The following is a 26,548-nucleotide window of genomic DNA, read 5'->3' on the forward strand; positions in this document are numbered from 1 at the left end:
ACGGCGGGCGGCGGCGCGACCATGGAGTCGGGTCGCCGCCCCGCGGCCCCTGGGGAGGAGGCCACCGATGCCCGCACCTGCCAAGGCGATGATCACCTGCACGATGGTCTCCCTGGTCGTCGTGACCGCGTACACGGCGGCCCTGGGCCCGAACGGGTGGGTGTGGTTCGCCTGGGTCGTCCTGATGCTGGCCACCATCGGGGTGTTCGCCCTGCGCACCCGCCGCTGAGCCCCTGTCCGGGCGTCCTCGCCCGGATTCCGCCGCATCAGGGGACCGGCCGCCACCGATGCGGGGGCGATGCCCTTCGGGTCCTGCTCGCCTCGCCCGCGCACGGCGGTCGCGACGACGGGAAAGACAAGAAAATGCACCCCCGGGTGATCCACCACTGCTCGGAAAGGTGTGTTACGTTACCTGTGTTGCAGTTTTGGTACCCATGAACTTTATGTGCACCTGACGGGATGTGACCCCTGGGTGCATTTTTGTTTTTCCGGTCCTTCCGGAGGGTCATGGCGGCGACAGGAGTCCGCACAGTGCGGGCTTCGTGCACTGCTCCTGAAGGAGATGCTTCATCGTGGCAACTGGCACCGTTAAGTGGTTCAACTCGGAAAAGGGCTTCGGCTTCATCGAGCAGGACGGCGGCGGCGCGGACGTCTTCGCCCACTACTCGAACATCGCCACCCAGGGCTTCCGTGAGCTCCAGGAGGGCCAGAAGGTCAGCTTCGACGTCACCCAGGGCCAGAAGGGCCCGCAGGCCGAGAACATCGTTCCGGTCGGCTGACGCCGGATAGCGTCGAACAGCCGGGGCCGGCACCCTCACGGGTGCCGGCCCCGGCTGTTCCCGGTTCCGGAGCCCCACGTACCGCCCCGGCGCAACAGGGAATCCGGTCCGGCGTTCGCGGTGCCGCAGGCACGGCGGTCCACCGCGCGGACGGCCTGCCCCGCACCGCCGCGGCGGTCGACACGGCGCCGGGCCCGAACCCAGCCCGGACTCAGCCCGGCCTCGGCGCGCTCGGGCGTTGCCAGGGACCCCTGCGCGGGATGAGCAGCACGCGGAGGCTGCCGACGGTGGCAGACCACTGCTCGCCGGTGCGCAGGACCTCGCGCGCCTCGTCGAGCATCCGGGCCCGCATGCCGGCCGCGCAGTGCTGGAGCTCCCGGTAGGCCGCGTCAGAGGTGTACGCGGTGCGCATGCAGGCGATCGAGTCCATGAGCATGCGGACGGCCTCGTCGACGTCCGGCGCGGTCGCCCCGGCCGAACTGATGGGGTCGACGCTCCACGACATCCAGACGGGCACGCTTCCACTGTCCCCCCTCGCTTTCCCCGACGGCGACCGTTCCGCGGACCGGTCACGGCGCCGGGGTGCCGTCGCGCGCGGGGATGCCCCGGCCCGACCTAATCGCCGTTGCCGTTCGACCGGCTCAGGCTCCGGCGCCGGCTCTTCTCCGACTGGCGCAGCAACTCGCCCGCGGCGAGCGTCAGGGTCGCCACGACGCGGACCCAGCGGGGCCCGCCGCGGTCCGCCCACACCACGCAGACGCACCCGCCGACAACGAGCGCCAGGACGCCGAGCAGCAACAGAACGCTCATGTTCTCCCTCTCCATGTACAGCGGGCCCCGCCGACCCGTCATCTGGCGGACGCATGTCACGTGCCGCCGGTTCCCCCTCGCGCCGCACCCCCCTACCGGCATCGGTGCGGCCGTCCGGCGCCTCCGCCGTCAGACCGCCGCGTGGCGGGCGAGGCCGGAGACGAGCAGGTCGAGGCCGAACTCGAAGCGCTCGTCGCCCTCGTCGCGCATCAGGGCGTCGACCATACCCGTGATGTGGGGGAAGCGATCGGGGGGCAGCGAGCCGAAGTACTCCCGGATGCGGGCGATCTGCTCGTCGAGGGTCACGCCCGTCTCGCCGAAGCCCTGGCCGCGCAGGCTCTCCTCGACCGCGGTGGCGGTGACGAAGAGCGCGAGGGCGTCCACGCCGTAGGCGCAGACCCGGTCGGAGAGGCCGCCTGCCTTGAAGATCGCGAGCATGGCCTCGGCGTTGAGGAGGGCGTTGGGGCCGAAGGGGATGCCCTGGCCGATGGCGGCGCGCGCCAGGTCGCGGTGGGTGACGAGGACGCGGCGGCCCTGCCGGGCCATCTCCTTGATCTGTTCCTGCCATCGCCGCGGATCGGGCTCGGGGCGGGTCACATCGGCCTGGATGCGGTCGAGGAGCAGCTCGAGCAGTTCCTCCTTGTTGGCGACGTGCGCGTAGAGCGAGGCGGCGCCGGTGTCCAGTTCCTGGGCGACCCGGCGCATGCTCAGCGCATCCAGGCCCTCGGTGTCGACGACATGGAGGGCCGTCGTGACGATCGCCTCGCGGCTGAGGCTTCGGCGGGGGGCCTTCTTGCGCTCGGCGCGCCAGGGCGGGACGGGGACCGATGTCACGTGCTGCGTACCTCCGGGAGCGGACACGGACAGCGTACTTGACACGAACACCGTTCGCCATCTAGAACACTGTTCGTTCGAAACGAACACCGTTCGCCCACCCGATGGAGGCCCCATGAGCACCCAGGCCCTCTCCCCACCGGTTCCCCCGGCCACCGGCCACCCCCTGCGCAAGCTCGGCCTCGCCGTGATCCTCGCCGTCGAGATCATGGATCTGCTCGACGCCACGATCGTCGGCGTCGCCTCGCCGTCCATCCGCGCCGACTTCGGCGGCAGTTCCACGCAGATCCAGTGGATCACCGCCGCCTACACGCTGGCCTTCGCCGTACTGATGATCACCGGGGCACGGCTCGGCGACATCGTCGGCCGCCGCCGGATGTTCCTCGTCGGACTCGCCGGGTTCACGGCCTGCTCGGCGCTGTGCGCCGCCGCGGGCTCGGCCGGGATGCTGATCGGCGGGCGGGGCGCGCAGGGGCTGTTCGCCGCGCTGATGGTTCCGCAGGGACTCGGCATCCTGCGCCAGATGTTCCCGCCGCAGGAGCAGGGCGCGGCCTTCGGCGCCTTCGGGCCGGTCATGGGCCTGGCCGCGGTCGCCGGCCCCGTGCTCGGCGGATTCCTGACGGACGCGGACCTGTTCGGCACCGGCTGGCGCTCGGTCTTCCTGATCAACGTCCCCATCGGCGTCGTCGCCTTCGCCGTCGCGCTGCGCGTCCTGCCGGAGGGCCGGGCACCGCACGCGCCGCGGCTGGACCTGCCGGGGTCGGCGCTGGTCAGCCTCGGTGTGCTCATGCTGGTGTACCCGCTGGTCCAGGGCCGCGACCTGGGCTGGCCGCTGTGGACGTACCTGTCGATGGCGGGCGCGATCCCGGTGTTCGGCCTCTTCGCCCGCCATCAGCGGCGGCTGGTCGCACGGGGCGGCTCTCCCCTGGTCGAACCCGGGCTGTTCCGGCATCGCGGCTTCACGGCCGCGCTCGTCGTGGGAGTCGTCTTCTTCGCCGCGGTCAGCGGGCTGATGCTGGTGCTGACGCTGCATCTGCAGGTCGGCCTGGGCTACAGCGCCCTGCACGCCGGGGCCTCGATGATCCCCTGGTCCGTCGGCACGGTCATCGGCGCGATCCTGTCCGGTGCCGTCCTCGGCCCGAAGTACGGCCGGCGCACCATCCAGGCGGGGTTCGCGCTCTCGGCGCTGGCGGTCGCCGCGCTCGCGCTCACCGTGCGCCTGGCGGGCCACGGGGCGACCACCTGGCAGCTGCTGCCCGCGCTGCTGGTCAACGGCTTCGCGATGGGCCTGATCATGGCCCCCTTCTTCGACATCGCCCTCGCCGACGTGGCGGAGCACGAGAACGGCTCCGCCTCCGGCGTCCTCAACGCCGTCCAGCAGCTGGGCGGCTCGGTCGGCGTGGCCGTCCTGGGCACGGCCTTCTTCTCCCGCGCGGCCGGCGGGGGCACCGTCGACGCCACCTGGTGGACCGCGCTCATGGCAGCGGCGGCCTTCGTCGCGGCGCTGGCGGCGGCCTTCCTGATGCCCCGCCACGCCCGCGAGGGCGCGACGGGGCACTGACGTCAGGCGCCCCGGATGACCCCCCGGATGCCGGGCACCGCGGTCCGCACCCGCGCGGGCCCGGTGACGCGCGGCATCCGCCGCGCCTAGACTGGCCATCCTCGAATCACGTTGTGACCTGGAAGAACGCCGCCCCGGAGCCGATCGGCGCCAGTTGGGAGTCAGTCCGTGTTCTACTACGTGCTCAAGTACGTGATCCTCGGCCCGCTGCTGCGGCTGCTGTTCCGTCCGAGGATCGAGGGCATGGAGAACATCCCGGAGGAGGGCGCGGCGATCGTCGCGGGCAACCACCTGTCGTTCTCCGACCACTTCCTGATGCCCGCGATCCTCCCCCGCCGGATCACCTTCCTGGCCAAGGCCGAGTACTTCACCGGCACCGGCCTCAAGGGGCGGCTCACCGCGGCGTTCTTCCACAGCATCGGGCAGATCCCGGTCGACCGCTCCGGCGGCAAGGCCGGCGAGTCGGCGATCCGCGAGGGGATGAAGGTGCTCGGCAAGGGCGAACTGCTCGGCATCTACCCCGAGGGCACCCGCTCCCACGACGGACGCCTCTACAAGGGCAAGGTCGGCGTGGCCACGATGGCCATCCGCGCGGGGGTCCCGGTGATCCCCTGCGCCATGATCGGCACGTACGAGATCCAGCCGACCGGCCGACGCCTGCCGCGCATCAAGCCGGTGCGGATCCGCTTCGGCGAACCGCTGGAGTTCTCCCGCTTCGAGGGGATGGACAACGAGCGCTATGTCGTGCGCTCGGCGACGGACGAGATCATGTACGCGATCCTCGCCCTGTCCGGCCAGGAGTACGTCGACCGCTACGCCGCCGAGGTCAAGGCGGAGGAGCAGGGCCAGTCCGGCATCGGCTCCCGGCTGCGCCGCGGCGCCTGACCGGCCCCGGCGGTTGCGCCCTGGGCGGATCCGCGCACGGCGAACGTCCCTGGCCGCTCCGCTCCCCGCCCGCCTAGCGTCACCGACATGACGGGAAGCGCATTCGTGATCGGGGCGACGGGACAGATCGGGCGGGCGGCGGTACGCGCCCTCGCCGAGGACGGCTGGGAGGTGCGGGCCGCCTCCCGCGGGGGCGGCGGTGAGGTGGAGTGGCCCGAAGGGGTCCGGCCGGTGGCCGTGGACCGCGAGGACACCACGGCGCTGGCCACCGCGCTCGGCGAGGGCTGCGACGTACTGCTGGACTGCGTGGCCTACGGGCCGGAGCACGCGCGGCAGCTGACGGGGCTGGCGGACCGGATCGGCTCCGCGGTCGTCGTGTCCAGCTGCTCCGTCTACGAGGACGGCCGGGGCCGCAGTCTGGAGACCGACGGGGAGCCGGGCGGCGCGCCCGTCTTCCCCGTGCCCGTCGCGGAGACGCAGCCGGTGGTGGCGCCCGGCGAAGGCGGCTACTCGGCACGCAAGGTGGCGCTGGAGCGCGACCTGCTGGCGGCGGAGGGGCGGTTGCCCGTCACCTTGCTGCGCGCCGGGGCGGTCCACGGCCCGCACAGCCTGCGGCCCCGGGAGCTGTACTTCGTCAAGCGGGCCGTGGACCGGCGGCCGTTCCGGGTGCTCGCGTACGGCGGGGAGAGCCGCTTCCACCCGGTGCACGCCTCGAACCTCGCCGAAATGGTGCGGCTGGCCGCCCGCCGCCCCGGCTCGCGGGTGCTCAACGCCGGTGACCCGTACGCCCCGACGGTGGCGGAGATCGCGGACGCCATCGGCGCGCTGCTGGCCCACCGGGCGGAGACGTACGCCGTGGACGGCCCTCCCCCGGCGAAGAACGTCGGCGACACCCCGTGGACGACGGCGCACCCCTTCGTGCTGGACATGTCGGCCGCGGAGCGCGAGTTGGGATACCGCGCCGTCACCGGTTACGAGCAGTCGCTGCCGGAGAACGCGGCCTGGCTGGTCGAGCGGCTCGGCGCGCGGGACTGGCGCGAGGCGTTCCCCGTTCTGGCGTCGACGTACGACCGCTTCGGCGACCTGTTCGACTACGAGGCCGAGGACCGCTGGCTGGCAGCCGGAAAACCCCTCGCCGGGCCGCGGGGGGCGAACTAGCCTCACAGCGTGCAGAAGGATCGAACATGAGTGCCCGGTTGCGGGCCGTCGCCCGGGAGACCGAAGCCGTCGTCGCGGCGGGCCGCTACCGCACGGCCCGCGGCGTGGAGGTGACGATCGCGGACTCCGTCGCACGGGCGGTGCGGGGGACGCGGATGTACGGCCCCGAACCGGTCGACCCCGGTCCCGGGCCGATCGGCCCCGGCCCCGGCGCGGGCGGCGGGCCCACGGCCTTCGAGGTGACGTCCGAGGACAGCCTGCAGGCGGCGCGCCGCCTGGCCCTGGAGGCACCCGACACGGCGGTCGCCGTGGCGAACTTCGCCTCGGCCCGCAACCCCGGCGGCGGCTATCTCAACGGGGCGCAGGCCCAGGAGGAGGCGCTCTGCCGGGCCTCGGCGCTGTACACCACGCTGCTCACGGCGCGGGAGTTCTACGAGTGGCACCGGGCCGACCGCAGCCCCTTCTACAGCGACCGGGTGATCCACTCCCCCGCCGTCCCGGTCTTCCGGAACGAGCGCGGCGTCCTGCTGGACGAGCCCTTCGCGGCCGGCTTCCTCACCTCCGCCGCCCCGAACGCGGGGGTGATCGCCCGTCAGGACCCCGACGCGGTGGACCGGGTGCCGGCGGCACTGCGGTCGCGGGCCGGCCGGGTGCTGGAGGTCGCCGCGGCGCACGGATACCCCGCCCTGGTGCTGGGCGCCTGGGGCTGCGGGGTGTTCCGCAACGACCCCGCGGCGGTGGCGGCCGCGTTCCGCGAGCACCTCGGGCCCGGCGGACGGTTCGCGGACCGCTTCGCCCGGGTGGTCTTCGCCGTCCTGGACCGGCGCGCGGACTCGCCCACCCGGGCGGCCTTCGCCGGCGCCTTCCGCGGGTAGAGGAGTCCCATGACCGACAAGCGCAACATCGACACCGTGATGGACGCGGTGCGGGAGAAGTGGCTGCCGCACGTCCTCGCCGAAGTGAACGACTACGACGTCAAGGTCGCCAACGTCGAGGGCGACTTCGCCGAGCACGCGCACGCGGACACCGACGAGTTCTTCCTCGTCCTGGCCGGCCGCCTGCACCTGGAGCTGCCCGACCGCACGGTGACCCTCGGCCCGCACGAGGTGTTCACCGTGCCCCGCGGTGTCCCGCACCGGCCGCGCGCCGAACAGGGCACCCGCATCCTGATGTTCGAGCCGCGCGGCACGGTCAACACCGGTGACGGCAACGAGGGCACGGGCACGACCGGGGTGCGGATCGGCTAGCCGCCCGGGCCCGGAACGCCGGACGGCCCCGCCGTGCCCGATGGGCGCGGCGGGGCCGTCCTTACGCGTACCGCGACGGGTCAGCTCGTGGGCGGCACCGGCGTGGCGTGCGGGGTGCACGTCACGTCGGACCGGTCGAGGGTGCCCGACACGAGGTAGCCGGTCACCCGGTCGTTGATGCAGGGGTTGACCAGGCCGGTGACGCCGTGCGAGCCGGCGCCCTTCTCCGTGATCATGAGCGAGCCCTTGAGCCGCTTGTGCAGCTCGACGGCGCCCGTGTACGGGGTCGCCGCGTCACGGGTGCTCTGGACGATCATGACGCGCGGCAGGCCGTGGCCGGTCCGCACCTCCACCGGGTTCTGCTGCGGGACGCCCCACGTGGCGCAGGGCAGGTTCATCCACGCGTTGGACCAGGTCAGGAACGGGTACTTGGCGTGCAGACGGGTGTTGTCACGGTCCCAGGTGCGCCAGTCGCGGGGCCACTTGGCGTCGGTGCACTCCACCGCCGTGTAGACGGCGTTGCCGTTCTCCGAGGCGATGTTGCCCGCGGTGTCGGAGAGGTCGGGGGCCGCGGCGTCGACCAGGGCCTGGGTGTCACCGGCGAGGTACTGGCTCCAGACACCGGCCACGGTCGCCCAGGCCGAGTCGTAGTACGGGGCGCTCTGGAAGAGACCGAGCAGTTCGGCCGGGCCGACGACGCCGCCGATCGGGTGCGCCTTGGCGGTGGCCCGCAACTGCTCCCACTTCGCCTGGACCTTCACCGGGGTGTTGCCGATGTGGTAGACGGAGTCGTACTTGGCGACCCACGCCTTCCAGTCGTCCCAGCGGCCCTGGAAGGCCACGTCCTGGTCCAGGTTGTTCTGGTACCAGATCTGGTCGCGGTCCGGGTTGACGACGCTGTCGACGACCATGCGGCGCACGTGCGACGGGAAGAGCGTGGCGTAGACGGCCCCGAGGTAGGTGCCGTAGGAGACGCCGAGGTAGTTGAGCTTCCGCTCTCCGAGCGCGGCGCGGATGACGTCGAGGTCGCGGGCGGTGTTGGCCGTCGTCATCTGCGACAGCATCGCGGCGCCGGTGCGCTCCTTGCACCCCTCGGCGTACTCGCGGGCCAGCTTGCGCTGCGCCCGCTTGTCGGCCTCGCTGTCCGGGACCGGGTCCGCCTTGGGCGCCTTCACGAACTCCTGCGGGTCGGCACAGGAGATGGGCGCCGAGTGGCCCACACCGCGCGGGTCGAAGCCCACGAAGTCGTACGCCTTGGCGGTCGCCGCCCAGATCGGGTTCTTGGTGGTCACCCGGAGCGGGAAGCGCATGCCGGAACCACCGGGGCCACCCGGGTTGTAGATGAGGGCGCCCTGCCGCTCGGCGGCGGTGCCGGTGTTGCCGATGCGGTCCACGGCGATCTTGATCGTCTTGCCGTACGGCTTGGCGTAGTCGACCGGTACGGTCACCCAACCGCACTGCACGGGGGCGGCGATGCCCCAGTCCGCCGGGCACGTGGCCCAGTCGATGCCCGCCTTCGCGGCGCGGGCGGCGGCGATCCGTGCGCCCTGGGCCTCGGTCGTGCCACTGTGTCCGTGGGTCGGCGCGCTACGAGCGATCGCGGTCTGCGGCGCAACGGCGGCGACGGTGCCGGCTATCAGGGCCGCGGTCAGCCCAAGCACGGCTGTGCGTCTCACGATGAACTCCCCCTGCTGATGGTGCCGCTCGTGGCGGCCTGATCACGCAACTGCAGGGGGATCCTTTCGCCCCGAGGGCCTCCCGGAAAAGATCTTATGAGAGTTTCTTTACCAATCCATAAGACGGGCACCCCGGTTGGCGGTGTGCTCCACCGCCGCCCCGGCGGGCCCCCGGACGATCGGACGGGACACCGAGCCGTCGCCGGCCGGCTCGGACCGGAAGCGGGTCGCCAGAGGGAGGGGCCGGACCGGGAGTTCGGCGACCCGGGGGCCCCGGCGGGGTCGTGCGCGCGGCCCGCGCCCCTGCTGTCCGGGGCCGGACCGCGGCGGCACGGTGGTGGGAGGAACGCCCGCGCACGGAGACGACACCGCGGGTCATGAACCGCCCGGGGGGGGGCGTCGCCGTGGTCGCCGCAGGGGGCACTCGACGCCGGACTCGCGGACGGCGCGGCGGCGCCCGGCGTTCTGCCATACGCGGTGCGGTGTGCGGAACGGGATCCGGCGGTCGTGCCGTCCGAGAGGCATCCGCCGACCGGCAGGCGCGGGCTGCGGCCGGCGGACTTCGTGGACGCCCTGCGGGTGGACGAGCCGTCCGCCGCGGTGCCGCACCCTGCGGCGGCCCGGGGGAGGACTTCCGGACGGGTGTGCGGCACGTGCGCCCGGAGGTCCGCGCGGGACCGGCGCCGGTCGGGACGGGACTCGCCCCGGCGCTGCCGCCGCGTTCGGCGGCCGAGGGGCGGCGGGCGTCGCCACCGGCCGGAGGACCGCGCCGCGGCTGGTCCACCGTGCGGGGAAGCCGCATCGGGGCGGTGCTAACGGGGCGGGGCGCCGCGGGCGGGGCGGCCGCGGACCGGGCGGCCGCGGCGCTGACCGGCCCGCCGACCGCACCCCCCACCCCGTCCGGGCAGGGCGAACAGGCGCGCGCCGTCACTCGTTCGGCCCAGCTCTTTTGCACCGCCGGGACGACGGCGGCACAGTCGAGGGACGGCGGTATCACAGTGGTGCCCCATCCCCCGGGATGGACGGGGCGATCCCCCCGGGCGGCCGTCCCGGGTCTCGCCTCCGAAGGCCCCTCCACGTCGACTCCCGCGCCGCCCCGTGCGATCCAGTGGCCCGCCGGGCCCCACGCCACCGTCCCGGGCACGGCCCCGAGCCCCTGCCCGGCGCGGCTGCGGCGTGCGCACGGTCCTCGCGCCCCCAAGGATCGAGGTCCCATGGACAGCACACCGAAGACACGCGTCGTTCTGCGGATTCGGCTTCACGAGGGCAAGGGGGACCAGTATGCGGAGGCATACGACCTCGTGCACCGCGGCATCGTCACGGCAGACGGCTTCATCAGCTCGCAGCTGTGCCGGTCCCTCGCGGACCCGGACAGCTGGATCGTGACCAGCGAGTGGCAGTCGCTCGAGCAGTACCTCGCCTACCTGGCGAGCGAGGACTTCAAGGCGCGGCGGGTGGGGCTGCGCGAGTGCATCCTGGAGCACGAGTCGACGCAGTACACCGTCGTCGCCGACGTGACGTCCTGACGGCTCCGGCCCCCGGGGTGGTGCCCGCCCCGGGGGCCGGTCCGTATGCGCCTCAGCGCCAGCGGTACAGCTCCTTGAGCCGGTTCACCACGATGTTGAAGCGCCCCCGGTCGAGCGCGCACGCCTCGCGGCGCATGCCGTCGGGGTGCACGCGCAGCACGCGGTCGACGTTGACCCAGGAGGGGCGGCCGGACTTGTCCCAGGGCCCGGAGCCGATGGCGACCCACTCGCGGTCGTCGTTGTGCTCCTTGCTGGACAGCTGCACGGCGAGCAGCGTGTCGGTCCGCTCCCGCGCGACGACCAGGACCGGGCGGTCCTTGCCGCGTCCGTCGTTCTCCTCGAAGGGCACCCACGTCCAGACGATCTCGCCCGGGTCGGGGTCGCCGTCGTGGGCCGGCGCGTATTCGGTGCGGACGGGACCGACCTGCTCCGGCTGTGCCTCGGTGGTCGCGCTGGGGCCGTAGCGGCCGGGGTTCTCGGTGTCTATGGACGTCACGGGGCCAAGGTAGCCGACAGCAGCCGGCGCAGGCGCAGCCCGTCCGGGGCGACGGCGGTCAGCAGCGCGCCCGGCCCGGCGAGCGGCGTCAGTACGGCTTCGCCCTCCTCCGCCTCCCAGGCCGGCAGCCGGACCTCCGCCGGCTTGTCGTCGAACGCCGGGTCCACCAGCAGTAGTTGGCCGACCGCCCGGTGGGTGTGCAGGACCGCAGGCCCGGCCCAGCCCGCCGCGCCGGGCCCGAAGGAGAGCTCCTGGTCCAGCAGCGGCCGTCCGCCCACCCGTACCGTCAGGCGGGTCGTGAGCCGGCCCGGCCGCTCCCCCGCGCGGCCGAGGATCTGCTCCTCGCGCAGCACCAGGCGGGCGCCCGGGGCGAGTTGGGCCGTGGTCGTCATGCGCAGGTCGCTGCCCTCGGCGGCGATCAGCGGTTCCGGCAGCCAGTGCAGCTCGGCGTCCTCGCCCACGGTCAGGCGCACGTCGTAGCGCGCCTGCTCCCCCGTCCTGCCGGGCAGCGACACGGTCGCGGCCGCCGCGTCCACGTACAGCACCGCGCCCGGCTCCACGCCGACGTGCACGGCCAGCCGGTCGCCGCCGAGCGGCGCGGTCATGGCGCCGACGACTGTCACACGGGCCGCCCGGCCCACGGCGGAGCGCGTACGCCGCAGCGCCAGCGGCCCCTCGCCGGTGAGTTCGGGCAGGGCGGTGCCGCCGCGGCCGTCCGGGACCGCGGTGATCCGCGCGGTGGCCTGGACGGCGGTCACGCGGGGACCGTCGCCCAGGCCGCCAGCCGGGTGCGGATCCACTCGGCGACGGGGACGACGCCGTTCTCGGCGACCAGCGAGGTGAAGACGACGGGGAGGTCGCCGCGCTGCTCCCCGGCGTCGCGCGCCATGCGGCCGAGGTCGGAGCCGACGTAGGGGGCGAGGTCGGTCTTGTTGACGACCAGCAGGTCGGCGGTGGTCACTCCGGGACCGCCCTTGCGGGGGATGTCGTCGCCCCCGGCCACGTCGATGACGAAGATCTGCGCGTCGACCAGGCCCTTGGAGAAGGTGGCGGTGAGGTTGTCCCCGCCGGACTCCACCAGGACGAGGTCGAGCGGGCCGACGGCGTCCTCCAGTTCCTCGACGGCCTCGAGGTTGGCGGAGATGTCGTCGCGGATCGCGGTGTGCGGGCACGCGCCCGTCTCCACGGCGGCGATCCGCTCGGGCGGCAGGACGGCCTCGCGCAGGAGGAAGTCGGCGTCCTCGCGGGTGTAGATGTCATTGGTGACGACGGCGATGGACAGTTCGTCGCGCAGCGCGCGGCACAGGGCCGCGACCGTGGCGGTCTTGCCGGAGCCGACCGGGCCGCCGAGGCCCACCCGCAGCGCGCGGCGGCTGCCGTCGGGGCGGGCGGGCGAGGCGGAGCCGGTGTGCCGCTGGGGGAAGACGGTGTGGTCGTGGTCGAGGTGCATGTGGGGGTCCCCCTAGGAGGCGAAGAGGCGTACGGGCCAGGCGGCGTGGACTTCCGCGTAGACGTCGAGCAGCGGCGCGGAGGCGGCGGGCAGCGCGTCGGTGCCCTCGGTCAGGCAGCGGTGGGCGGCCTCGGCGGCCCGGGTCGCGGCCGCGTCCAGTTCCGGGGCGAGCCGGGCGAGGACGGCCGTCACCGCGAACGGGTCCAGGCTCAGCAGGCGCACGGCGGCGGTGGCCGGACCGGTCACCGCTTCGTACGCCGCCGTGTGGGCGGCGTCCAGGGGGGCGAGGCCGGCGGCGCGCGCGGTGACGCCGAGGACGACGGGCTGGTGCGCGCCCCTCGGGCGGGCGGTGGCGAGCGCGTCGAGTTCGGGCGACGGCCAGGCCGCGCGGGCGGCCCGCATCAGCTGCCGGCCGAGACGGCGGGCGGTCTGCCGCAGCGCGGGCGAGGGGGTGCGGGCGTCGGCGGCGTCGTCCAGGGCGAGCGGATCGGCGCCCGCGGCCGCCGCGGCGGCGAGCGCCGCGGCCACGGTGCCCGTGGTGTGGAGCCTGCCCCGGCAGAACTCCTCGAGCGTTTCCGGGCCGGTGATCCGGCCCGCCGCGACGGCCGCCTCGGCGCCGCCGGAGTGCGCGTGGCCCCCGGCGGGGAAGCGGCCGTCGGCGAGCACGAGGAGCGCGGCGCGGTTCATCGTCCCCCCTGCTCTGCTCAGAACAGGAAGTACCGCTGTGCCATGGGCAGTTCCACGGCCGGCGCGGGTTCCACGACGTCGCCGTCGATGCGGACGGTGAAGGTGTCGGGGTCGATCTCGACCCGGGGCATGGCGTCGTTCTCCCGCATGTCGGCCTTGGTGACACGGCGTGTGTCGCGGATCGGGAGGAACCGCTTGCCGAGGGCGAGGCGCTCGGCGAGGCCGTCGTCGAGCGCCGTCTGCGTCACGAAGGTGCAGGAGTTGGCGGCGGGGGCGCCGCCGATCGCGCCGAACATCGGCCTGGGCATGACCGGTTGCGGGGTGGGGATGGAGGCGTTGGCGTCACCCATCTGCGCGTAGGCGATCTGACCGCCCTTGATCACCAGTTGTGGCTTGACGCCGAAGAACGCGGGGTCCCAGAGCACCAGGTCGGCCAGCTTGCCGCTCTCGACGGAGCCGATCTCCCCGTCGAGACCCTGGGCGACGGCGGGGTTGATCGTGTACTTGGCGACATATCGACGCGCGCGCAGGTTGTCGGCCCGACCGTCGCCGGGCAGGGCGCCGCGCCGTCTCTTCATGACGTGCGCGGTCTGCCAGGTGCGCAGCACGACCTCGCCGACCCGTCCCATGGCCTGGGAGTCCGAGGAGATGATCGAGATCGCCCCCATGTCGTGCAGGACGTCCTCGGCCGCGATCGTGCCGGGTCTGATCCGCGACTCGGCGAAGGCGAGGTCCTCCGGCACGGAGGGGTTGAGGTGGTGGCAGACCATCAGCATGTCGAGGTGCTCCTCGACGGTGTTGACGGTGTGCGGCCGGGTCGGATTGGTGGAGGACGGCAGGACGTTGGAGTGGGCGACGACGGTCATGATGTCGGGCGCGTGCCCGCCGCCCGCGCCTTCGGTGTGGTAGGCGTGGACGCCCCGCCCGGCGATGGCCGCGAGGGTGTCCTCGACGAAGCCCGCCTCGTTCAGGGTGTCGGTGTGGATCGCGAGCTGGGCGCCGGTGGCCTCGCACACCGTCAGGCAGGCGTCGATGGCGGCCGGGGTGGCGCCCCAGTCCTCGTGGATCTTGAAGCCGACGGCGCCGCCGCGCAGCTGGGAGCGCATCGCCTCGTGCGAGACGGTGTTGCCCTTGCCCAGCAGCCCGATGTTGACCGGGTAGTGCTCCAGCGCCGCGAACATCCGTGCCAGGTGCCAGGGCCCGGGGGTGATGGTGGTGGCCTTCGTGCCCTCGGCGGGCCCGGTGCCGCCGCCGACCAGGGTGGTGATGCCGGAGGCCAGCGCCTCGTCCACGATCGTCGGCGAGATGAAGTGGACGTGGGCGTCGATGGCCCCGGCGGTGACGATCTTCCCGTTTCCGGCGATGATCTCCGTCTCCGGTCCGATGACCAGGTCCGGGTGGACGCCGTCCATGGTCTCGGGATTGCCGGCCTTGCCGATGGCGGCGATCCGCCCGTCGCGGATGCCGATGTCGGCCTTGACCACGCCCCAGTGGTCGAGGACGACGGCACCGGTGATGACGGTGTCGGGGGTCCCCTGGGCCCGGGTGACGCGCGACTGGCCCATCGACTCCCGGATCACCTTGCCGCCGCCGAAGACGACCTCGTCGCCGGAGCCGTCGGCGCCGCCGGACAGGTCCTTCTCGACCTCGATCAGCAGATCCGTGTCGGCGAGCCGTATACGGTCCCCGGTGGTCGGCCCGAACAGGTCGGCGTAGACGGCCCGCGAGATCTCAGTCATCGTGCCCTCCCCGTGCTCCTCCGCCCGCCCGGCGGACGTCGGCGTCGCCGCCCGGCTGCGGCGCGTGGGCGTCGTGTTCATCGCCCTGGTCGAGGGCTCCGGCGGTCTCCCCGCGCAGCCCGGCGACGATCCGTGCGCCGCCGAGCGGCACCAGGTCGACCTCGACCGGGATGCCGGGCTCGAAGCGCACGGCGGTCCCCGCGGCAACGGCCAGGCGCTTCCCGCGGGCGGCGGCCCGGTCGAAGACCAGACCCGGGTTGGCCTCGGCGAAGTGGTAGTGGGAACCGATCTGGACGGGCCGGTCGGCGGAGTTCAGCACGGTGAGCCGGGTGACCGGCCTGCCCGTGTTGAGGGCGACCGGTTCGTCGGCGTACAGGATCTCCCCGGGGATCACGCGGCGCCCCCTAGACGATCGGCTCGTGGACGGTGACGAGCTTGGTGCCGTCCGGGAAGGTGGCCTCGACCTGCACGTCGTGGATCATCTCCGGCACGCCCTCCATGACCTCGTCGCGGGTGAGCACCTTGCGGCCGGAGGCCATGAGTTCGGCGACGCTGCGGCCGTCGCGGGCGCCCTCGAGGAGGTGCGAGGTGATCAGGGCGATCGCCTCCGGGTGGTTCAGCCTCAGGCCCCTGGCCCGCCGTTTCCCGGCCACGTCGGCGGCGACATGGATGAGCAGGCGCTCCTGCTCGTGGGGGGTCAGCTGCATGGCCACACCTCACAGTCCTCCCGGGTGAACGTGCCCGCCAGGCGCCCCGGCCTGCGGATCCGCTCTTCCGTTGTCCGGAAGCCGCAGGCTAGTTCGGCGGCGTTTCGTCCGCGTTAACTCGCGCCCCGCTTGCGGGACGAACCCGGCGAGCACGCGCCTCGGGAAACGGCGCCCGTCGGAGCATGCGTCCCGGACGGTGCCGATGAGGGTGCGGGCGGCCCCCCGGCAGGATGCCACGGCGTTTCAGCTCCACGCCGTATGACACGAGTTCGGCGACCGCCATGGAGTACCCCGTCCGGTCCCCGGCCGGCGACCGCTCCCTCCGGGCGACCGGCGGCTCGATGCGGGGCGCGGCGCCGCCGCACGGGCGGCAGCCGCCCCAAGCCTCGGCCGCGCGTTCCGGACCTTGCCCGATCCGATCCGCCGGGCCGCCGAGCACTGCGCGGTGCCGCCGAACGTGCCAGGCCGGCGCCGGCCACCGCGCGCGGCCCGCGCAGCGTGTCGGGGCGGAACTGCCACTCCGGGTCCCCCCTGCCCCGGGCCGGCGCCGGACGCGGCGCCGCTGGGCCCCGCCGTCGTCACGCCCGCGCCGCGGTCCCGCGCCCGGCCCGGGCTGTCGGTGCCGTGTGGGGGCGCACCGCCGGCCGGCCCGGTCGGTGCGCCTCTCCGGGGTGACCCCGGCGCCGGAGACGCCGCCCCGCGCCGCTCAGGCTCCGTCGTGGCGGGCGTCCGTCCTACCGCGGTGCTCGGCGGCGATGCCGAAGCGGCGGCGTTCGCCCGTGGCGGACACCGCCCCCCGCACCGAGGAGACCGTGCTGACCACCGCCTCCTCGGGGGCGGCGTCGAGCTCTTCGAGTCGTTGCAGGTCAGCGGCGGATACAAGGGCGACCAGCGGCTTGCCGTGACGGGTCACGACCACGCGTTCACCGCCGTAGACGACGCGGTTGATCAGCTCCGCCAGCTCTGCACGCGCTTGTGTCACCGGGACTTCGTGGGCCATGCTCACCATCATAACGAGATGTACGTCCTGTACATTTTTTACATGGACGGGCTCCCATGCCCACGGAGGTGCAGCGATGCTTCGACCGACCGCCCGCTACGTCCTGCCCGAGTTCACCGAGCGCACCAGCGAGGGTGTCCGCTCCATGGACCCGTACTCCAAGCTGCTCCAGGAGCGGATCGTGCTCCTCGGGACGCCCATCGACGACACCTCGGCGAACGACGTGATGGCCCAGCTGATCCATCTGGAGGCCACCTCGCCGGAGCGGGACATCTCGCTTTACATCAACTCCCCCGGCGGGTCCTTCACCGCCATGACCGCGATCTACGACACCATGCAGTTCGTCACCTGCGACGTGTCGACGGTGTGCGTCGGCCAGGCCGCCTCGGCGGCGGCGGTCCTGCTCGCCGCCGGAGCGCCCGGCAAGCGGATGGCGACCCCCGGCGCGCGGGTGCTGATCCACCAGCCGTCGTTCGCGGAGGCGATCCAGGGCACCACGGCGGACCTGGAGATCCAGGCCAGGGAACTGCTTCGCCGACGGGAACAGTTGGAGGAGCTGCTGGTACGTCACACCGGCCGGGAACCGGAGCGGATCCGGGCCGACATCGAGCGGGACACGATTTTTGACGCCCCGTCGGCCGTGGCCTACGGCCTGGTCGACCGGCTGACGCTGAGCCGCAAGGGCGACGCCGGCCGCGCCCCGCGCACCCTGCGGTGACCGGCCGTGGTGCCCGAACTTCCGCCGCTCCCGGCCCTGACCCGGGCCGAGGGCGAACTCATCGACGCCTATCTGGAGGTCGTGGACCTGCTGGGCCGGATCAATCCGTCCCGCTCCCGGGACACCTACGGGGCACTGCGCGCCGCGCAGGCCCTGGTGGGACGGGCGGCGGAGCTGCGTGACGCGCTGACATTGATGCACATGCGCGGGGAGAACGAGGTGCACACGGGGACCATGGAACGGGCCCTGCGGGTGCTCGACGGCGAACGCCGAGCCGGCCAGGTGACCTTGCCCTCACCCCGGCCACGCTGACGGAGCGTCACCGCACTGGTCCGTTCGAGCGGCGCGAACTCGAACCGAATGGACTCGCCCGATCGTTGTACTTGCCGTGGACGCCCGAGTGTCCCCGACTTGCGCGATATGGCCGCACACATGGGGAATACGGCACTCCATCCCAGGTGTTCGACTCCTTTCGACTCGTCAGACAGAGTCCCCCGCCGCGGAGTCCACCCGAATAGGTGAGTCGTGAAGAGACTCACATTCGACCGGTTGTGCTGGGAATCGGCCGCTTCGGTGGGTGATCATCCCTTCGACGACAAGCCCCCGTCATCCCGGCGGGGCGGTCCGCGCGGACGCCGAATCCTGCCGCCGCCGCGGATGCCAGGTCGACACCGACGCATCGGCAGGAGCGGAGGACCCGAGCAGGACGGGACCGGCGCCATCGCCGGTCCCTTGGGGTGAAGCCGCAGCAGCGGCCGGGCATCTTCGCCTGCCCGAACCCGACAGGTCATCCTTCGCAGGCGGACGACGAAGGGTTGCGCATGAGTGCGCCGACAGCCATGTCCGCGGTGCTGTGCCGGCTGGGGGCGGCCTCCGCCCTCACGGCGGCCGCCGTGGCCGGTCCCGCGGTACTGCCGGACCTCGCCCAGCAGGCCGACGCGGCGACGGTCTCCGCCAAGGCACTGAAGATCGCGGCGTCCAAGAGGGGAGCGCCGTACGCGTACGGGGCCGCCGGCCCGCGCCGGTTCGACTGCTCGGGGCTCACCTTCTACTCCTTCAAGAAGGTGGGCAAGAAGCTCCCGCGCACCGCGGCGGCGCAGTACAACAGCGTCCGGCACATCCGGAAGTCCGCGCGGACCCGTGGTGACCTGGTCTTCTTCCACTACGGGAGCAACATCTACCACGTGGGGATGTATGCGGGGCACGGGAAGATCTGGCACTCCCCCAAGCCAGGCGGAAAGGTGCGGCTGGAGAAGATCTGGAGCCGCAGCGTCTGGTACGGCCGGGTGAGGTGACCCCGGTCGCGTTGCCCGGGAGCCGGGGCTCCCGGGCAACGCGACCGGCGCCGTGGACGTGGCGGTAGCGTGCCGGCATGACGCTCGAACGGATCCTCGCCGATGCCGCCGCGGGCCTCTTCCCGCCCGCGGACGGCTCGGTGACGATCGTGCCGCAGCCCGGGCCGCGCGATGCCGGGGTGATCGCCTTCACCGCCCACACCGTGGTCTTCGCGGACGCCGACGCCGAACGGATCCGCGGGCTCCTGCCGCCCGGTGACCTCTCGGCGCCGCTCAATCCGCCGTTCCTCACCGCGCTGTGCGGGCTCCTGGGCCGCGCGGTGAACAACGTCGACCTCCTCACCGCCGCGCCCGCGCTGCCCGGACCGCCGCCGTCCGGCCCGGGCCCGGCCCTGCGGGAGACCGGCGACCGGGGACATCCACGGATCGTGCGGGCCCTGCGGCACCGCGACGCCGTACGGGCGTGGACGGTGCCCGGGGGCACGGTCCTGACGGGCCGGGGTGTGGCGGGCCGCTGGGAGGCGGCCGTGGAGGTAGACCCGGGGGCGCGCGGCGCCGGGCTCGGCCGCCGGCTGGCCCTGGCGGCGCGGCATCTCGTCCCGGACGGGGAGACCGTGTGGGCGCAGATCGCCCCGGGCAACGCCGCGAGCGTGCGGGCGTTCACGGCCGCGGGCTTCGTGCCGATGGGCGCGGAAGCGCTGCTGCTCACCCGGGAGGAGTGAGGGCCACCGGGGTCACTCGACGGCGGCGGCGGCCCAGGGGAGGCTGATCCACACCGTTTTGCCGCCCTCGGGGGTGGGCGTGACCAGGAGCGTGCCGCCCGCCTCCGCCGTGAGATGACGGATAATCACCATGCCCCGGCCGTTGTCCTGCTGGACGGCCGCGGGCAGTCTCCGCGGCCACCGCGGGTGGCTGTCGGTGACCCCGATGCGCAGCTGCTCGTCGCGGTCCAGCTGGATGTCGAGGGTGAACGTCGGCGACTGACCGAGGGTGTGCAGCACGGCGTTGGTCGCGAGTTCGGAGACGATGAGCCGTACGGAGTCGGCGGGTTCCGAGTCATCCGGCATGCCCCACTCCGCCAGCAGGTCGCTCACGTAGCGACGTACCGCGGGGACCGAGGCAGGGTCGCTCGGCAGGGTGACGGATGCTTCCTGGTGGTCTGCCATGGCGACGCTGTCCCTTTCCCGCCGTGCCCAGGACTCCGACGCGGCCGCGCCCGTGGCCGTACGCGCGGCAGCCGACGGCGCCGTGCCCCGCCTTCCGCGCGGCACGATCCGGACGGCACTCACGCGCCAGAGTGTCACTCATCGTGCCCTTAATCCGGTGTCACCACAGCTATATGCATATATCTGTCGCCCAAAGCGGTGAACTCTGCTACGAGAGAACGTATTTGCGCGGCAGACTTCGCTCGGGGACCGGCGGGGGTGCCGGGAACCGGGAGGTGCACACACCATGCAGCAGGTGCCGGCGGTACGCCGCCGCAAGATCGGCTCGGAATTGCGTCGTCTGCGCGACACGGCAGGGCTCACGAGCGGCGAGGCCGCCCAGCGGCTGGGGTGGCACCAGTCCAAGGTCAGCCGGATCGAGACCGGCCGCAGCGGAGTGCGCCCCGAGGACGTCACGGCGCTGCTGGACGTCTACGGGGTGCGCGACCAGCGGCTGCGGGAGATGCTGGCCGCGCTCGCGGGCGAGGGCGACCGGCGCGGCTGGTGGCATGAGTTCCGCGAGGAACTCCCTTCCGCCTACCGGGACTTCATCTCCCTGGAGACCGACGCCTGCCGGGCGCGCACCCTGGAGACCACCGTGGTGCCGGGACTGCTGCAGACCCCCGACTACGCCCGCGAGTTGACCCGCTCCGTCCTGCCGCAGCTCGGTCCGCGGCAGATCGCGACGCTGGTGCAGGTGCGGATGGCCCGCCAGGCGGTGCTGCGCGCGGATCCCCCGCTGGAGCTGTGGGCGGTGCTGGACGAGGCGGTGCTGCGGCGCAGGGTCGGGGGGCCGGGGGTGATGGCGGCGCAATTGAGCCATCTTGTCGAGCTGGGTTCACTGCCTCATGTGCATCTGCAGGTGCTGCCTTTCTCGGCCGGTGGGCATATAGGCGTCACCGGGCCTTTCGTAATCTTCTCATTTCCGCGCATTGCCGATCTCGACGTGGTTGTTCTCGACCATTTGACGAGTAGTCTCTATCTGGATCAGCAAGAGGATGTCAGGGCGTACGGTGCTGCCTTCAATCGATTGCGCTCCCACGCCCTGTCGAGTGAACAGTCGCTGTCCTTCATCTCCGGCATCGGCAAAGGCGCGTAAGGAGGCACACCCCCAATGTCCAACGCACTGCCTCAGTACGTCACCTCCAGTGCGTCCCTCTGCGGCGTGAACTGGCGACGCAGCAGCTACAGCACGGCGGCGAACAACTGCGTCGAGGCGGCCCTCATCGGGGACGGGCCGCTCTCGGGACAGCTCGCCGTACGCGACTCCAAGGATGTGCGCGGCCCCGCCCTGCTCTTTCCCCCCTCGACATGGGCGGAGTTCCTCGCCGCCGTGACGACCGGCACCCTCACCCACCGCCCCTGAACTCAGGGGCCCGGCGGCGCCGTACGGACGATCGTCCCCACGGCGTCGCCGATCTCCCGGTCCGTCAGGTCCGCCCGCGCGGTGAGCCGCAGCCGCGAGATGCCGTCGGGCACGGACGGCGGCCGGAAGCAGCCCACCGCCAGACCCGCCTCGCGGCACCGCGCGGCCCAGGCCACGGCCGCCTCGGCCGACGGCGCCCGCACCGACACGACGCACGCGTCCGGCGCGGTGGCGTCCAGCCCCGCCTCCACCAGGCGCTCGTACAGCTCGCGGGCGACCGCCCGGGCCCGTACGGCGCGCTCCGGCTCGCGGCGCAGCAGGCGCAGCGCACCCAGGGCGGCCCCGGTCGCCGCCGGGGCCAGGCCGGTGTCGAAGATGAATGTCCGCGCGGCGTTGACCAGGTGCCCGATGACGCGGGCCGGCCCCAGCACGACGCCGCCCTGACTGCCCAGCGACTTGGAGAGCGTGGCGGTGCACACCAGCCCGGGCGCTCCCGCGAGACCGGCCTCCGCGGCGGCCCCGCTGCCCCCGGGGCCGAGCACCCCGAGGCCGTGGGCGTCGTCCACCAGCAGCGCGGCACCCTGCTCGCGGCAGACCGCGGCCAGCGCCCCGAGCGGGGCGGCGTCGCCGTCCACCGAGAAGACGGAGTCGGTGACGGCCAGCATCGGGCCCTCGTGCCCGGCGAACACCTTGCGCAGGGCGTCGGGATCGGCGTGCGGCACGACCTCCGTGGCGGCCCGGGAGAGCCGGCAACCGTCGATGAGCGAGGCGTGGTTGCCGCTGTCGGAGGCGATCAGCGTGCCCGGTTCACCCGACAGGGCGGTGACCGCGGCGAGGTTGGCCGCATAGCCGGACGCGAGGACGAGTGCCGCCTCGAAGCCGCAGAAGGCGGCCAGTTCGGCCTCGAGCTCGGCGTGCAGCTCGGTGCTGCCGGTGACCAGCCGCGAACCGGTGGAGCCGGCGCCCCAGCGCAGGCAGGCGTCCGCGCCCGCCCGGGTCACCTCGGGATGCCGGGCGAGCCCGAGGTAGTCGTTGGAGGCCAGGTCCAGCAGCGGTGACGCCGCGGGGCGGGGCCGCAGGGTGCGTACCAGCCCGGCCGCGCGACGCCGCTCGGCGTGCGCGTCGATCCAGTCGAACGGGTCGCGGCTCATGGTCGTCCCCTGGGGTCGGCGGAGGATGGGTTTCGGCAGCACCGTAGTGTGCCCGAACGTCTCGCACGGTGTGGTGATGCACACACCCTGCGCGAGCGGTCTTGTGGGATGTCCCATTGGCCGCGGCCCGTGCCGTGCGTCAGGATCGCGGCATGGATCTGCTGAATGCTTTGGTGGCGAAGGGCCTCCGCCGAGAGCTGCCCACCCGCGAGGAGGCGCTCGCCGTTCTGGCGACCTCCGACGACGAACTGCTCGACGTGGTGGCCGCGGCCGGGAAGGTGCGCCGCGAGTGGTTCGGCCGCCGGGTCAAGCTGAACTACCTGGTCAACCTGAAGTCCGGGCTGTGCCCCGAGGACTGCTCGTACTGCTCGCAGCGGCTCGGCTCGGAGGCCGGGATCCTCAAGTACACCTGGCTGAAGCCCGATGAGGCGGCGGCCGCCGCGGCGGCGGGGGTCGCCGGCGGCGCCAAGCGGGTCTGCCTGGTGGCCAGCGGGCGGGGCCCGACCGACCGCGACGTGGACCGCGTCTCCAAGACCATCGAGGCCATCAAGGACCAGAACGAGGGCGTCGAGGTCTGCGCCTGCCTGGGCCTTCTGTCCGACGGGCAGGCCGAGCGGCTGCGCGGCGCGGGCGCCGACGCGTACAACCACAACCTCAACACCTCCGAGGCCACCTACGGGGACATCACCACCACCCACACCTACGCGGACCGGGTCGAAACGGTGCAGCAGGCCCAGGCGGCCGGCCTGTCGGCCTGCTCCGGCCTCATCGCGGGCATGGGCGAGAGCGACGAGGACCTGGTGGACGTGGTCTTCGCCCTGCGGGAGCTGGACCCCGACTCCGTCCCGGTGAACTTCCTCATCCCGTTCGAGGGCACCCCGCTGGCGAAGGAGTGGAACCTCACGCCGCAGCGGTGCCTGCGGATCCTCGCGATGGTGCGGTTCGTCTGCCCCGATGTGGAGGTCCGCATCGCGGGCGGCCGCGAGGTGCACCTGCGGAGCATGCAGCCGCTCGCGCTGCACCTGGCGAACTCCGTCTTCCTGGGCGACTACCTCACCAGTGAGGGCCAGGCCGGCAAGGCCGACCTCGACATGATCGCGGACGCCGGGTTCGAGGTGGAGGGCGCCGGGACGGTGACCCTGCCCGAACACCGGGTGGACGCCGCGGCGGCCCCGGCCGGGGGCTGCGGTTCCCACGCCTCCGCCGGCTGCGGCTCGCACGGCGCGGCCGAAGGCGGCGGCTGCGGCCCCTGCGGTGGCCACGGCGACGACGCCCAGCCGGCCGCCGCCGGTGCCGCCCGCACCGACCTGGTGGCGGTCCGCCGCCGCGGTACCGGGACGGACCTGCCGCCCAATGCCTGAGCCGCTCACCCCGGGCGAGCTGCTGGCACTGGACCGGGAGCACGTCTGGCATCCGTACGGGCCCATGCCCGGCCGCCGCGAGCCGCTCGTCGTCGAGTCCGCGGCCGGTGTCCGGCTGCGCCTCGCCGAACCGGCCGAGGGCATGACCGAACTCGTCGACGGCATGTCGTCGTGGTGGTCGGCGATCCACGGCTACAACCACCCGGTGCTCAACGAGGCGGCCCGCGGCCAGCTGGACCGGATGAGCCACGTCATGTTCGGCGGGCTCACCCACGAGCCCGCCGTGCGGCTCGCGGCCCGCCTCGTCGAGATCACCCCCGAGCCGCTGCGGCACGTGTTCCTCGCCGACTCCGGCTCGGTGTCGGTCGAGGTCGCGGTCAAGATGTGCCTGCAGTACTGGCGTTCGCTCGGCCGGCCGGAGAAGCACCGCCTGATGACCTGGCGCGGCGGCTACCACGGCGACACCTGGCAGCCGATGTCCGTCTGCGACCCGGACGGCGGCATGCACGGGCTCTGGTCCGGCGTCCTGCCCCGGCAGCTCTTCGCGGACGCGCCGCCCACGGCGTACGAGCCCGCCTACGCCGACCACCTGCGGGAGATGATCGCCCGTCACGCGCACGAGCTCGCCGCGGTCGTGGTGGAACCCGTCGTTCAGGGCGCGGGCGGCATGTCCTTCCACTCCCCCGCCTATCTGCGCGTGCTGCGCGAGGCGTGCGACGAGAACGACGTGCTGCTGGTCTTCGACGAGATCGCCACTGGCTTCGGCCGGACCGGGACGCTCTTCGCCGCCGACCAGGCGGGCGTCTCGCCGGACGTGATGTGCGTCGGCAAGGCCCTGACCGGGGGCTACCTCACGATGGCCGCCACCTTGTGCACGGCGCGCGTCGCCGACGGGATCTCCCGGGGCGAGGTGCCGGTGCTCGCCCACGGCCCGACCTTCATGGGCAACCCGCTGGCCGCGGCCGTCGCCTGCGCCTCCATCGACCTGCTGCTCGGGCAGGACTGGGCGCAGGAGGTCAAGCGCATCGAGGCCGGGCTGCGCGAGGGCCTCGCGCCCGCCGCCCGTCTGCCCGGCGTGCGGGACGTACGGGTACTGGGCGCGATCGGCGTCGTCCAGCTCGACCACGACGTCGACATGGCGGCCGCCACACGGGCCGCCGTCCGCAGCGGGGTATGGTTGCGGCCGTTCCGGGACTTGATCTACACGATGCCCCCGTACGTGACGGGGGACGAGGACGTCGCGCGTATCTGCGCGGCGGTGTGCGCTGCGGCGGAGGCGGCATGACGGTGTTGTTCGTGACCGGTACGGGCACGGAGATCGGCAAGACGGTGACCACGGCGGCGATCGCGGCGACGGCGCTGCTCGCCGAGTACAGCGTCGCGTATCTGAAGCCCGCGCAGACCGGGGTGGGCCCCGGCGAGCCGGGGGACGCCGCCGAGGTCACCCGGCTCGCCGGGCCCGAGGTCACCAGCGTCGAACTGGCCCGCTACCCGGAGCCGCTGGCGCCCGCGACGGCCGCGCGGCGCTCCGGTCTCGCCCCCGTGGGCCCGGCCGACATCGCGGAGGCGGCGGCGAAGCTGGCGGCGGTGCACGACATCGTGCTCGTCGAGGGCGCGGGCGGGCTGCTCGTCCGCCTGGACGACGCCGGCTCGACGCTGGCGGACGCGGCGCGGATGCTCGCGGCCCCGGTGCTCGTGGTCGCCCCGGCCGGGCTCGGCACGCTCAACGGCGCCGCGCTGACGGCGGAGGCGCTGAAGGCGCGGGACCTGAAGTGCGCGGGCTTCGTCATCGGCAGCTGGCCGGAGGAGGCGGATCTGGCCGCGCGCTGCAACCTGGCCGACCTCCCCGAGGTGTCCGGCGCGCCCCTGCTGGGGGCGTTGCCTGCGGGCGCCGCCGCCCTCGAGCCGTCCGACTTCCGTCAGGCGGCGCCCGGTTGGCTGTCGCCGCGTATCGGTGGCACGTGGGACGCGTCCGCGTTCGCGGTGCGGTGGGGCTAAGGCGCGGTGCCGGTGCGCCTCTTGCGGCCGGTGGTCGTGTGCGGCGCCGTTGTGGTTGCGGTTGGGGGTTTCCCCGCCCGCCCGCCCGATTGCCCGGCGCGATCGGTGCGGGCCTCGCGCGTGTGGGGGTGGGCCGGGGTCGCGGCCTCCGGGGCTGGGCATTCTGGACCGCATATTTATGTGCATGGCGGGCGGTCCGGGTAGGTGCCGTCTGTGCCGCACAACAAATACACGTAAGTGTCCAGAACGCCCACCCCTACGACCCCGCCCCCTCCGTCTCGTAGCGCGCCTGATCGCCGGAGGGGGGCATGGGGGAACGCCCCTCCGCCACGACAACGCGCCGGAACACCGGCCCGCCGGCCGCACCTGCGGATCGGGTGTCGTCCCGGTCTCCGATCTTCCTGGTCTCGGGTCTGGGCCGTTCCCCGAGATGGATCCGGTGGAGACGGGTCTCGTGCCAGAGCGCGGCCGTCACGGTGCGAGAAGGCACCCGGTAAGAAGGATGGCGTGCCTTTTCGTGGTGTTGCCGATCAAGCCGGCGGAATCCCCAGGACGCGGCCCGAAATTCCCCCGCCGGATGCCCTGTTGGGGCTCCCCCGGTCGAGACCGGCGGCGATCGCCGGGCGGCTGGCAGCAGCACGCACCGGACGGCTCCGAAGCGGAGGCGCCCGGAGCCGGTCGGGCCACGCCAACTACCCCTCTTGTCCCACCGGAGTAGGCCCTGTGCGATCCCTTCCCGCAAGCGCTGCACAGCCCCCGTTGTCGCGGTGCGCTCTGGTCGGCGGAGGGGCTCTTTCCGTCTCACCCCCTCCGGGGATCAGGCGCGCTACGAGACGGAGGGGGCGGGGTCGTAGGGGTGGGCGTTCTGGACACTTACGTGTATTTGTTGTGCGGCACAG

General features: G+C 73.3%; 31 protein-coding genes and 1 riboswitch. Of the genes, 17 read left to right on the forward strand and 14 right to left on the reverse strand.

All coding sequences use genetic code 11. From position 1 onward, the window contains the following. The first annotated feature begins 67 nt into the window (after positions 1–67). Entirely contained in the window at positions 68–229 is a 162-nt protein-coding gene (locus tag AB0F62_RS38085; protein ID WP_361810290.1) for a hypothetical protein, read from the forward strand. Positions 230–572: 343 nt separating this feature from the next. Continuing rightward, positions 573–779 (forward strand): cold-shock protein, encoded by a 207-nt coding sequence (locus tag AB0F62_RS38090; RefSeq protein WP_361810292.1) that lies wholly within the window; start codon positions 573–575, stop codon positions 777–779. A 211-nt stretch (positions 780–990) separates the two neighbouring features. Here AB0F62_RS38090 and AB0F62_RS38095 read toward each other — a convergent pair whose 3' ends face one another. The 3 genes from AB0F62_RS38095 to AB0F62_RS38105 form a co-directional block, all read right to left on the reverse strand. Continuing rightward, positions 991–1,296, reverse strand: a complete 306-nt coding sequence (locus AB0F62_RS38095; RefSeq protein WP_361810294.1) for a hypothetical protein — start codon at positions 1,294–1,296, stop codon at positions 991–993. 98 nt (positions 1,297–1,394) lie between these two features. Then, entirely contained in the window at positions 1,395–1,589 is a 195-nt protein-coding gene (locus AB0F62_RS38100; RefSeq protein ID WP_361810296.1) for a hypothetical protein, read from the reverse strand. A 129-nt stretch (positions 1,590–1,718) separates the two neighbouring features. Further along, positions 1,719–2,423, reverse strand: coding sequence for a TetR/AcrR family transcriptional regulator (locus AB0F62_RS38105; RefSeq protein ID WP_361810298.1), 705 nt, complete (start codon positions 2,421–2,423; stop codon positions 1,719–1,721). Positions 2,424–2,538: 115 nt separating this feature from the next. Here AB0F62_RS38105 and AB0F62_RS38110 point away from each other — a divergent pair, with 115 nt between their 5' ends. The 5 genes from AB0F62_RS38110 to AB0F62_RS38130 all read left to right on the forward strand — a co-directional run bounded on the left by AB0F62_RS38110 (position 2,539) and on the right by AB0F62_RS38130 (position 7,274). Beyond that, a complete protein-coding gene (locus tag AB0F62_RS38110) occupies positions 2,539–3,984 on the forward strand; it encodes an MFS transporter (RefSeq protein WP_361810300.1) in 1,446 nt (481 codons plus the stop codon). 168 nt (positions 3,985–4,152) lie between these two features. Beyond that, complete coding sequence (locus tag AB0F62_RS38115) at positions 4,153–4,869, forward strand: lysophospholipid acyltransferase family protein (protein WP_361810302.1); 717 nt, start codon at positions 4,153–4,155, stop codon at positions 4,867–4,869. 87 nt (positions 4,870–4,956) lie between these two features. Beyond that, a complete protein-coding gene (locus tag AB0F62_RS38120) occupies positions 4,957–6,027 on the forward strand; it encodes an NAD(P)-dependent oxidoreductase (RefSeq protein WP_361810304.1) in 1,071 nt (356 codons plus the stop codon). A 26-nt stretch (positions 6,028–6,053) separates the two neighbouring features. Beyond that, a complete protein-coding gene (locus tag AB0F62_RS38125) occupies positions 6,054–6,902 on the forward strand; it encodes a TIGR02452 family protein (protein ID WP_361810306.1) in 849 nt (282 codons plus the stop codon). Positions 6,903–6,911: 9 nt separating this feature from the next. Further along, positions 6,912–7,274 (forward strand): cupin domain-containing protein, encoded by a 363-nt coding sequence (locus tag AB0F62_RS38130; RefSeq protein ID WP_361810308.1) that lies wholly within the window; start codon positions 6,912–6,914, stop codon positions 7,272–7,274. Positions 7,275–7,354: 80 nt separating this feature from the next. On the opposite strand, the gene AB0F62_RS38135 is transcribed toward AB0F62_RS38130, so the two are convergent. Continuing rightward, a complete protein-coding gene (locus tag AB0F62_RS38135; protein ID WP_361810310.1) occupies positions 7,355–8,950 on the reverse strand; it encodes an alpha/beta hydrolase in 1,596 nt (531 codons plus the stop codon). 1,214 nt (positions 8,951–10,164) lie between these two features. On the opposite strand from AB0F62_RS38135, the gene AB0F62_RS38140 reads away from it, so the two are divergent. Next, positions 10,165–10,476, forward strand: a complete 312-nt coding sequence (locus tag AB0F62_RS38140) for an antibiotic biosynthesis monooxygenase family protein (protein WP_361810312.1) — start codon at positions 10,165–10,167, stop codon at positions 10,474–10,476. 52 nt (positions 10,477–10,528) lie between these two features. Here the strand turns inward: AB0F62_RS38140 and AB0F62_RS38145 are convergent, their stop codons facing one another. From AB0F62_RS38145 to AB0F62_RS38180, 8 genes are all read right to left on the reverse strand, one after another. Next, positions 10,529–10,972 (reverse strand): type II toxin-antitoxin system PemK/MazF family toxin, encoded by a 444-nt coding sequence (locus AB0F62_RS38145; RefSeq protein ID WP_361810314.1) that lies wholly within the window; start codon positions 10,970–10,972, stop codon positions 10,529–10,531. Beyond that, positions 10,969–11,730 carry an urease accessory protein UreD gene (locus AB0F62_RS38150; protein ID WP_361810316.1) on the reverse strand — a complete coding sequence of 254 codons (762 nt, stop codon included), beginning with the start codon at positions 11,728–11,730 and terminating at the stop codon, positions 10,969–10,971. The genes AB0F62_RS38145 and AB0F62_RS38150 overlap by 4 nt, the downstream gene beginning before the upstream one ends. Beyond that, positions 11,727–12,422 (reverse strand): urease accessory protein UreG, encoded by a 696-nt coding sequence (gene ureG, locus AB0F62_RS38155; protein ID WP_361810318.1) that lies wholly within the window; start codon positions 12,420–12,422, stop codon positions 11,727–11,729. The genes AB0F62_RS38150 and ureG overlap by 4 nt, the downstream gene beginning before the upstream one ends. A gap of 12 nt (positions 12,423–12,434) precedes the next feature. Further along, a complete protein-coding gene (locus AB0F62_RS38160) occupies positions 12,435–13,109 on the reverse strand; it encodes an urease accessory UreF family protein (protein ID WP_361810320.1) in 675 nt (224 codons plus the stop codon). 17 nt (positions 13,110–13,126) lie between these two features. Next, the gene (locus AB0F62_RS38165; RefSeq protein WP_361810322.1) at positions 13,127–14,848 is read right to left on the reverse strand and encodes an urease subunit alpha; all 1,722 of its coding nucleotides are present in this window, start codon (positions 14,846–14,848) and stop codon (positions 13,127–13,129) included. Then, on the reverse strand, positions 14,841–15,242 hold the full coding sequence (locus AB0F62_RS38170; protein ID WP_361810324.1) for an urease subunit beta: 402 nt from the start codon (positions 15,240–15,242) through the stop codon (positions 14,841–14,843). Before AB0F62_RS38170 ends, AB0F62_RS38165 begins: the two co-directional genes overlap by 8 nt. Before the next feature lie 10 nt (positions 15,243–15,252). Beyond that, positions 15,253–15,555 carry an urease subunit gamma gene (locus tag AB0F62_RS38175; RefSeq protein ID WP_361810326.1) on the reverse strand — a complete coding sequence of 101 codons (303 nt, stop codon included), beginning with the start codon at positions 15,553–15,555 and terminating at the stop codon, positions 15,253–15,255. Positions 15,556–16,261: 706 nt separating this feature from the next. Further along, positions 16,262–16,555: a type II toxin-antitoxin system Phd/YefM family antitoxin gene (locus AB0F62_RS38180; RefSeq protein ID WP_361810328.1), complete on the reverse strand. Its 294-nt coding sequence runs from the start codon at positions 16,553–16,555 to the stop codon at positions 16,262–16,264. 76 nt (positions 16,556–16,631) lie between these two features. Here AB0F62_RS38180 and AB0F62_RS38185 point away from each other — a divergent pair, with 76 nt between their 5' ends. The 4 genes from AB0F62_RS38185 (at position 16,632) to AB0F62_RS38200 (ending at position 19,290) form a co-directional block, all read left to right on the forward strand. Continuing rightward, positions 16,632–17,273, forward strand: a complete 642-nt coding sequence (locus AB0F62_RS38185; protein ID WP_361810330.1) for an ATP-dependent Clp protease proteolytic subunit — start codon at positions 16,632–16,634, stop codon at positions 17,271–17,273. 6 nt (positions 17,274–17,279) lie between these two features. After that, positions 17,280–17,585: a hypothetical protein gene (locus AB0F62_RS38190; protein WP_361810332.1), complete on the forward strand. Its 306-nt coding sequence runs from the start codon at positions 17,280–17,282 to the stop codon at positions 17,583–17,585. A 347-nt stretch (positions 17,586–17,932) separates the two neighbouring features. After that, positions 17,933–18,091: riboswitch (cyclic di-AMP (ydaO/yuaA leader) on the forward strand. Between the two features lie 3 nt (positions 18,092–18,094). After that, positions 18,095–18,568 (forward strand): C40 family peptidase, encoded by a 474-nt coding sequence (locus AB0F62_RS38195; protein ID WP_361810334.1) that lies wholly within the window; start codon positions 18,095–18,097, stop codon positions 18,566–18,568. 77 nt (positions 18,569–18,645) lie between these two features. After that, positions 18,646–19,290, forward strand: coding sequence for a GNAT family N-acetyltransferase (locus tag AB0F62_RS38200; RefSeq protein ID WP_361810336.1), 645 nt, complete (start codon positions 18,646–18,648; stop codon positions 19,288–19,290). A 12-nt stretch (positions 19,291–19,302) separates the two neighbouring features. Here AB0F62_RS38200 and AB0F62_RS38205 read toward each other — a convergent pair whose 3' ends face one another. Beyond that, positions 19,303–19,734: an ATP-binding protein gene (locus tag AB0F62_RS38205; RefSeq protein ID WP_361810338.1), complete on the reverse strand. Its 432-nt coding sequence runs from the start codon at positions 19,732–19,734 to the stop codon at positions 19,303–19,305. A gap of 286 nt (positions 19,735–20,020) precedes the next feature. On the opposite strand from AB0F62_RS38205, the gene AB0F62_RS38210 reads away from it, so the two are divergent. After that, positions 20,021–20,872, forward strand: a complete 852-nt coding sequence (locus AB0F62_RS38210) for a helix-turn-helix transcriptional regulator (protein WP_361810340.1) — start codon at positions 20,021–20,023, stop codon at positions 20,870–20,872. A 15-nt stretch (positions 20,873–20,887) separates the two neighbouring features. Beyond that, positions 20,888–21,139 (forward strand): DUF397 domain-containing protein, encoded by a 252-nt coding sequence (locus tag AB0F62_RS38215; RefSeq protein ID WP_361810342.1) that lies wholly within the window; start codon positions 20,888–20,890, stop codon positions 21,137–21,139. Between the two features lie 2 nt (positions 21,140–21,141). Here the strand turns inward: AB0F62_RS38215 and AB0F62_RS38220 are convergent, their stop codons facing one another. Then, on the reverse strand, positions 21,142–22,290 hold the full coding sequence (locus AB0F62_RS38220; RefSeq protein WP_361810344.1) for an 8-amino-7-oxononanoate synthase: 1,149 nt from the start codon (positions 22,288–22,290) through the stop codon (positions 21,142–21,144). A gap of 152 nt (positions 22,291–22,442) precedes the next feature. Between AB0F62_RS38220 and bioB the strand changes: the two genes are divergently transcribed. Genes bioB through bioD form a run of 3 tightly spaced genes read left to right on the forward strand, consistent with a single transcriptional unit; the run spans position 22,443 to position 25,649 of the window. Further along, a complete protein-coding gene (gene bioB / locus AB0F62_RS38225) occupies positions 22,443–23,651 on the forward strand; it encodes a biotin synthase BioB (protein WP_361810346.1) in 1,209 nt (402 codons plus the stop codon). Further along, the gene (locus tag AB0F62_RS38230) at positions 23,644–24,936 is read left to right on the forward strand and encodes an adenosylmethionine--8-amino-7-oxononanoate transaminase (protein WP_361810348.1); all 1,293 of its coding nucleotides are present in this window, start codon (positions 23,644–23,646) and stop codon (positions 24,934–24,936) included. The genes bioB and AB0F62_RS38230 overlap by 8 nt, the downstream gene beginning before the upstream one ends. Further along, positions 24,933–25,649 (forward strand): dethiobiotin synthase, encoded by a 717-nt coding sequence (bioD, locus tag AB0F62_RS38235; RefSeq protein WP_361810350.1) that lies wholly within the window; start codon positions 24,933–24,935, stop codon positions 25,647–25,649. The genes AB0F62_RS38230 and bioD overlap by 4 nt, the downstream gene beginning before the upstream one ends. The last annotated feature ends 899 nt before the right edge of the window (positions 25,650–26,548 follow it).

It is taken from the genome of Streptomyces sp. NPDC026673, assembly GCF_040638135.1.
Classification (GTDB): Bacteria; Actinomycetota; Actinomycetes; order Streptomycetales; family Streptomycetaceae; genus Actinacidiphila.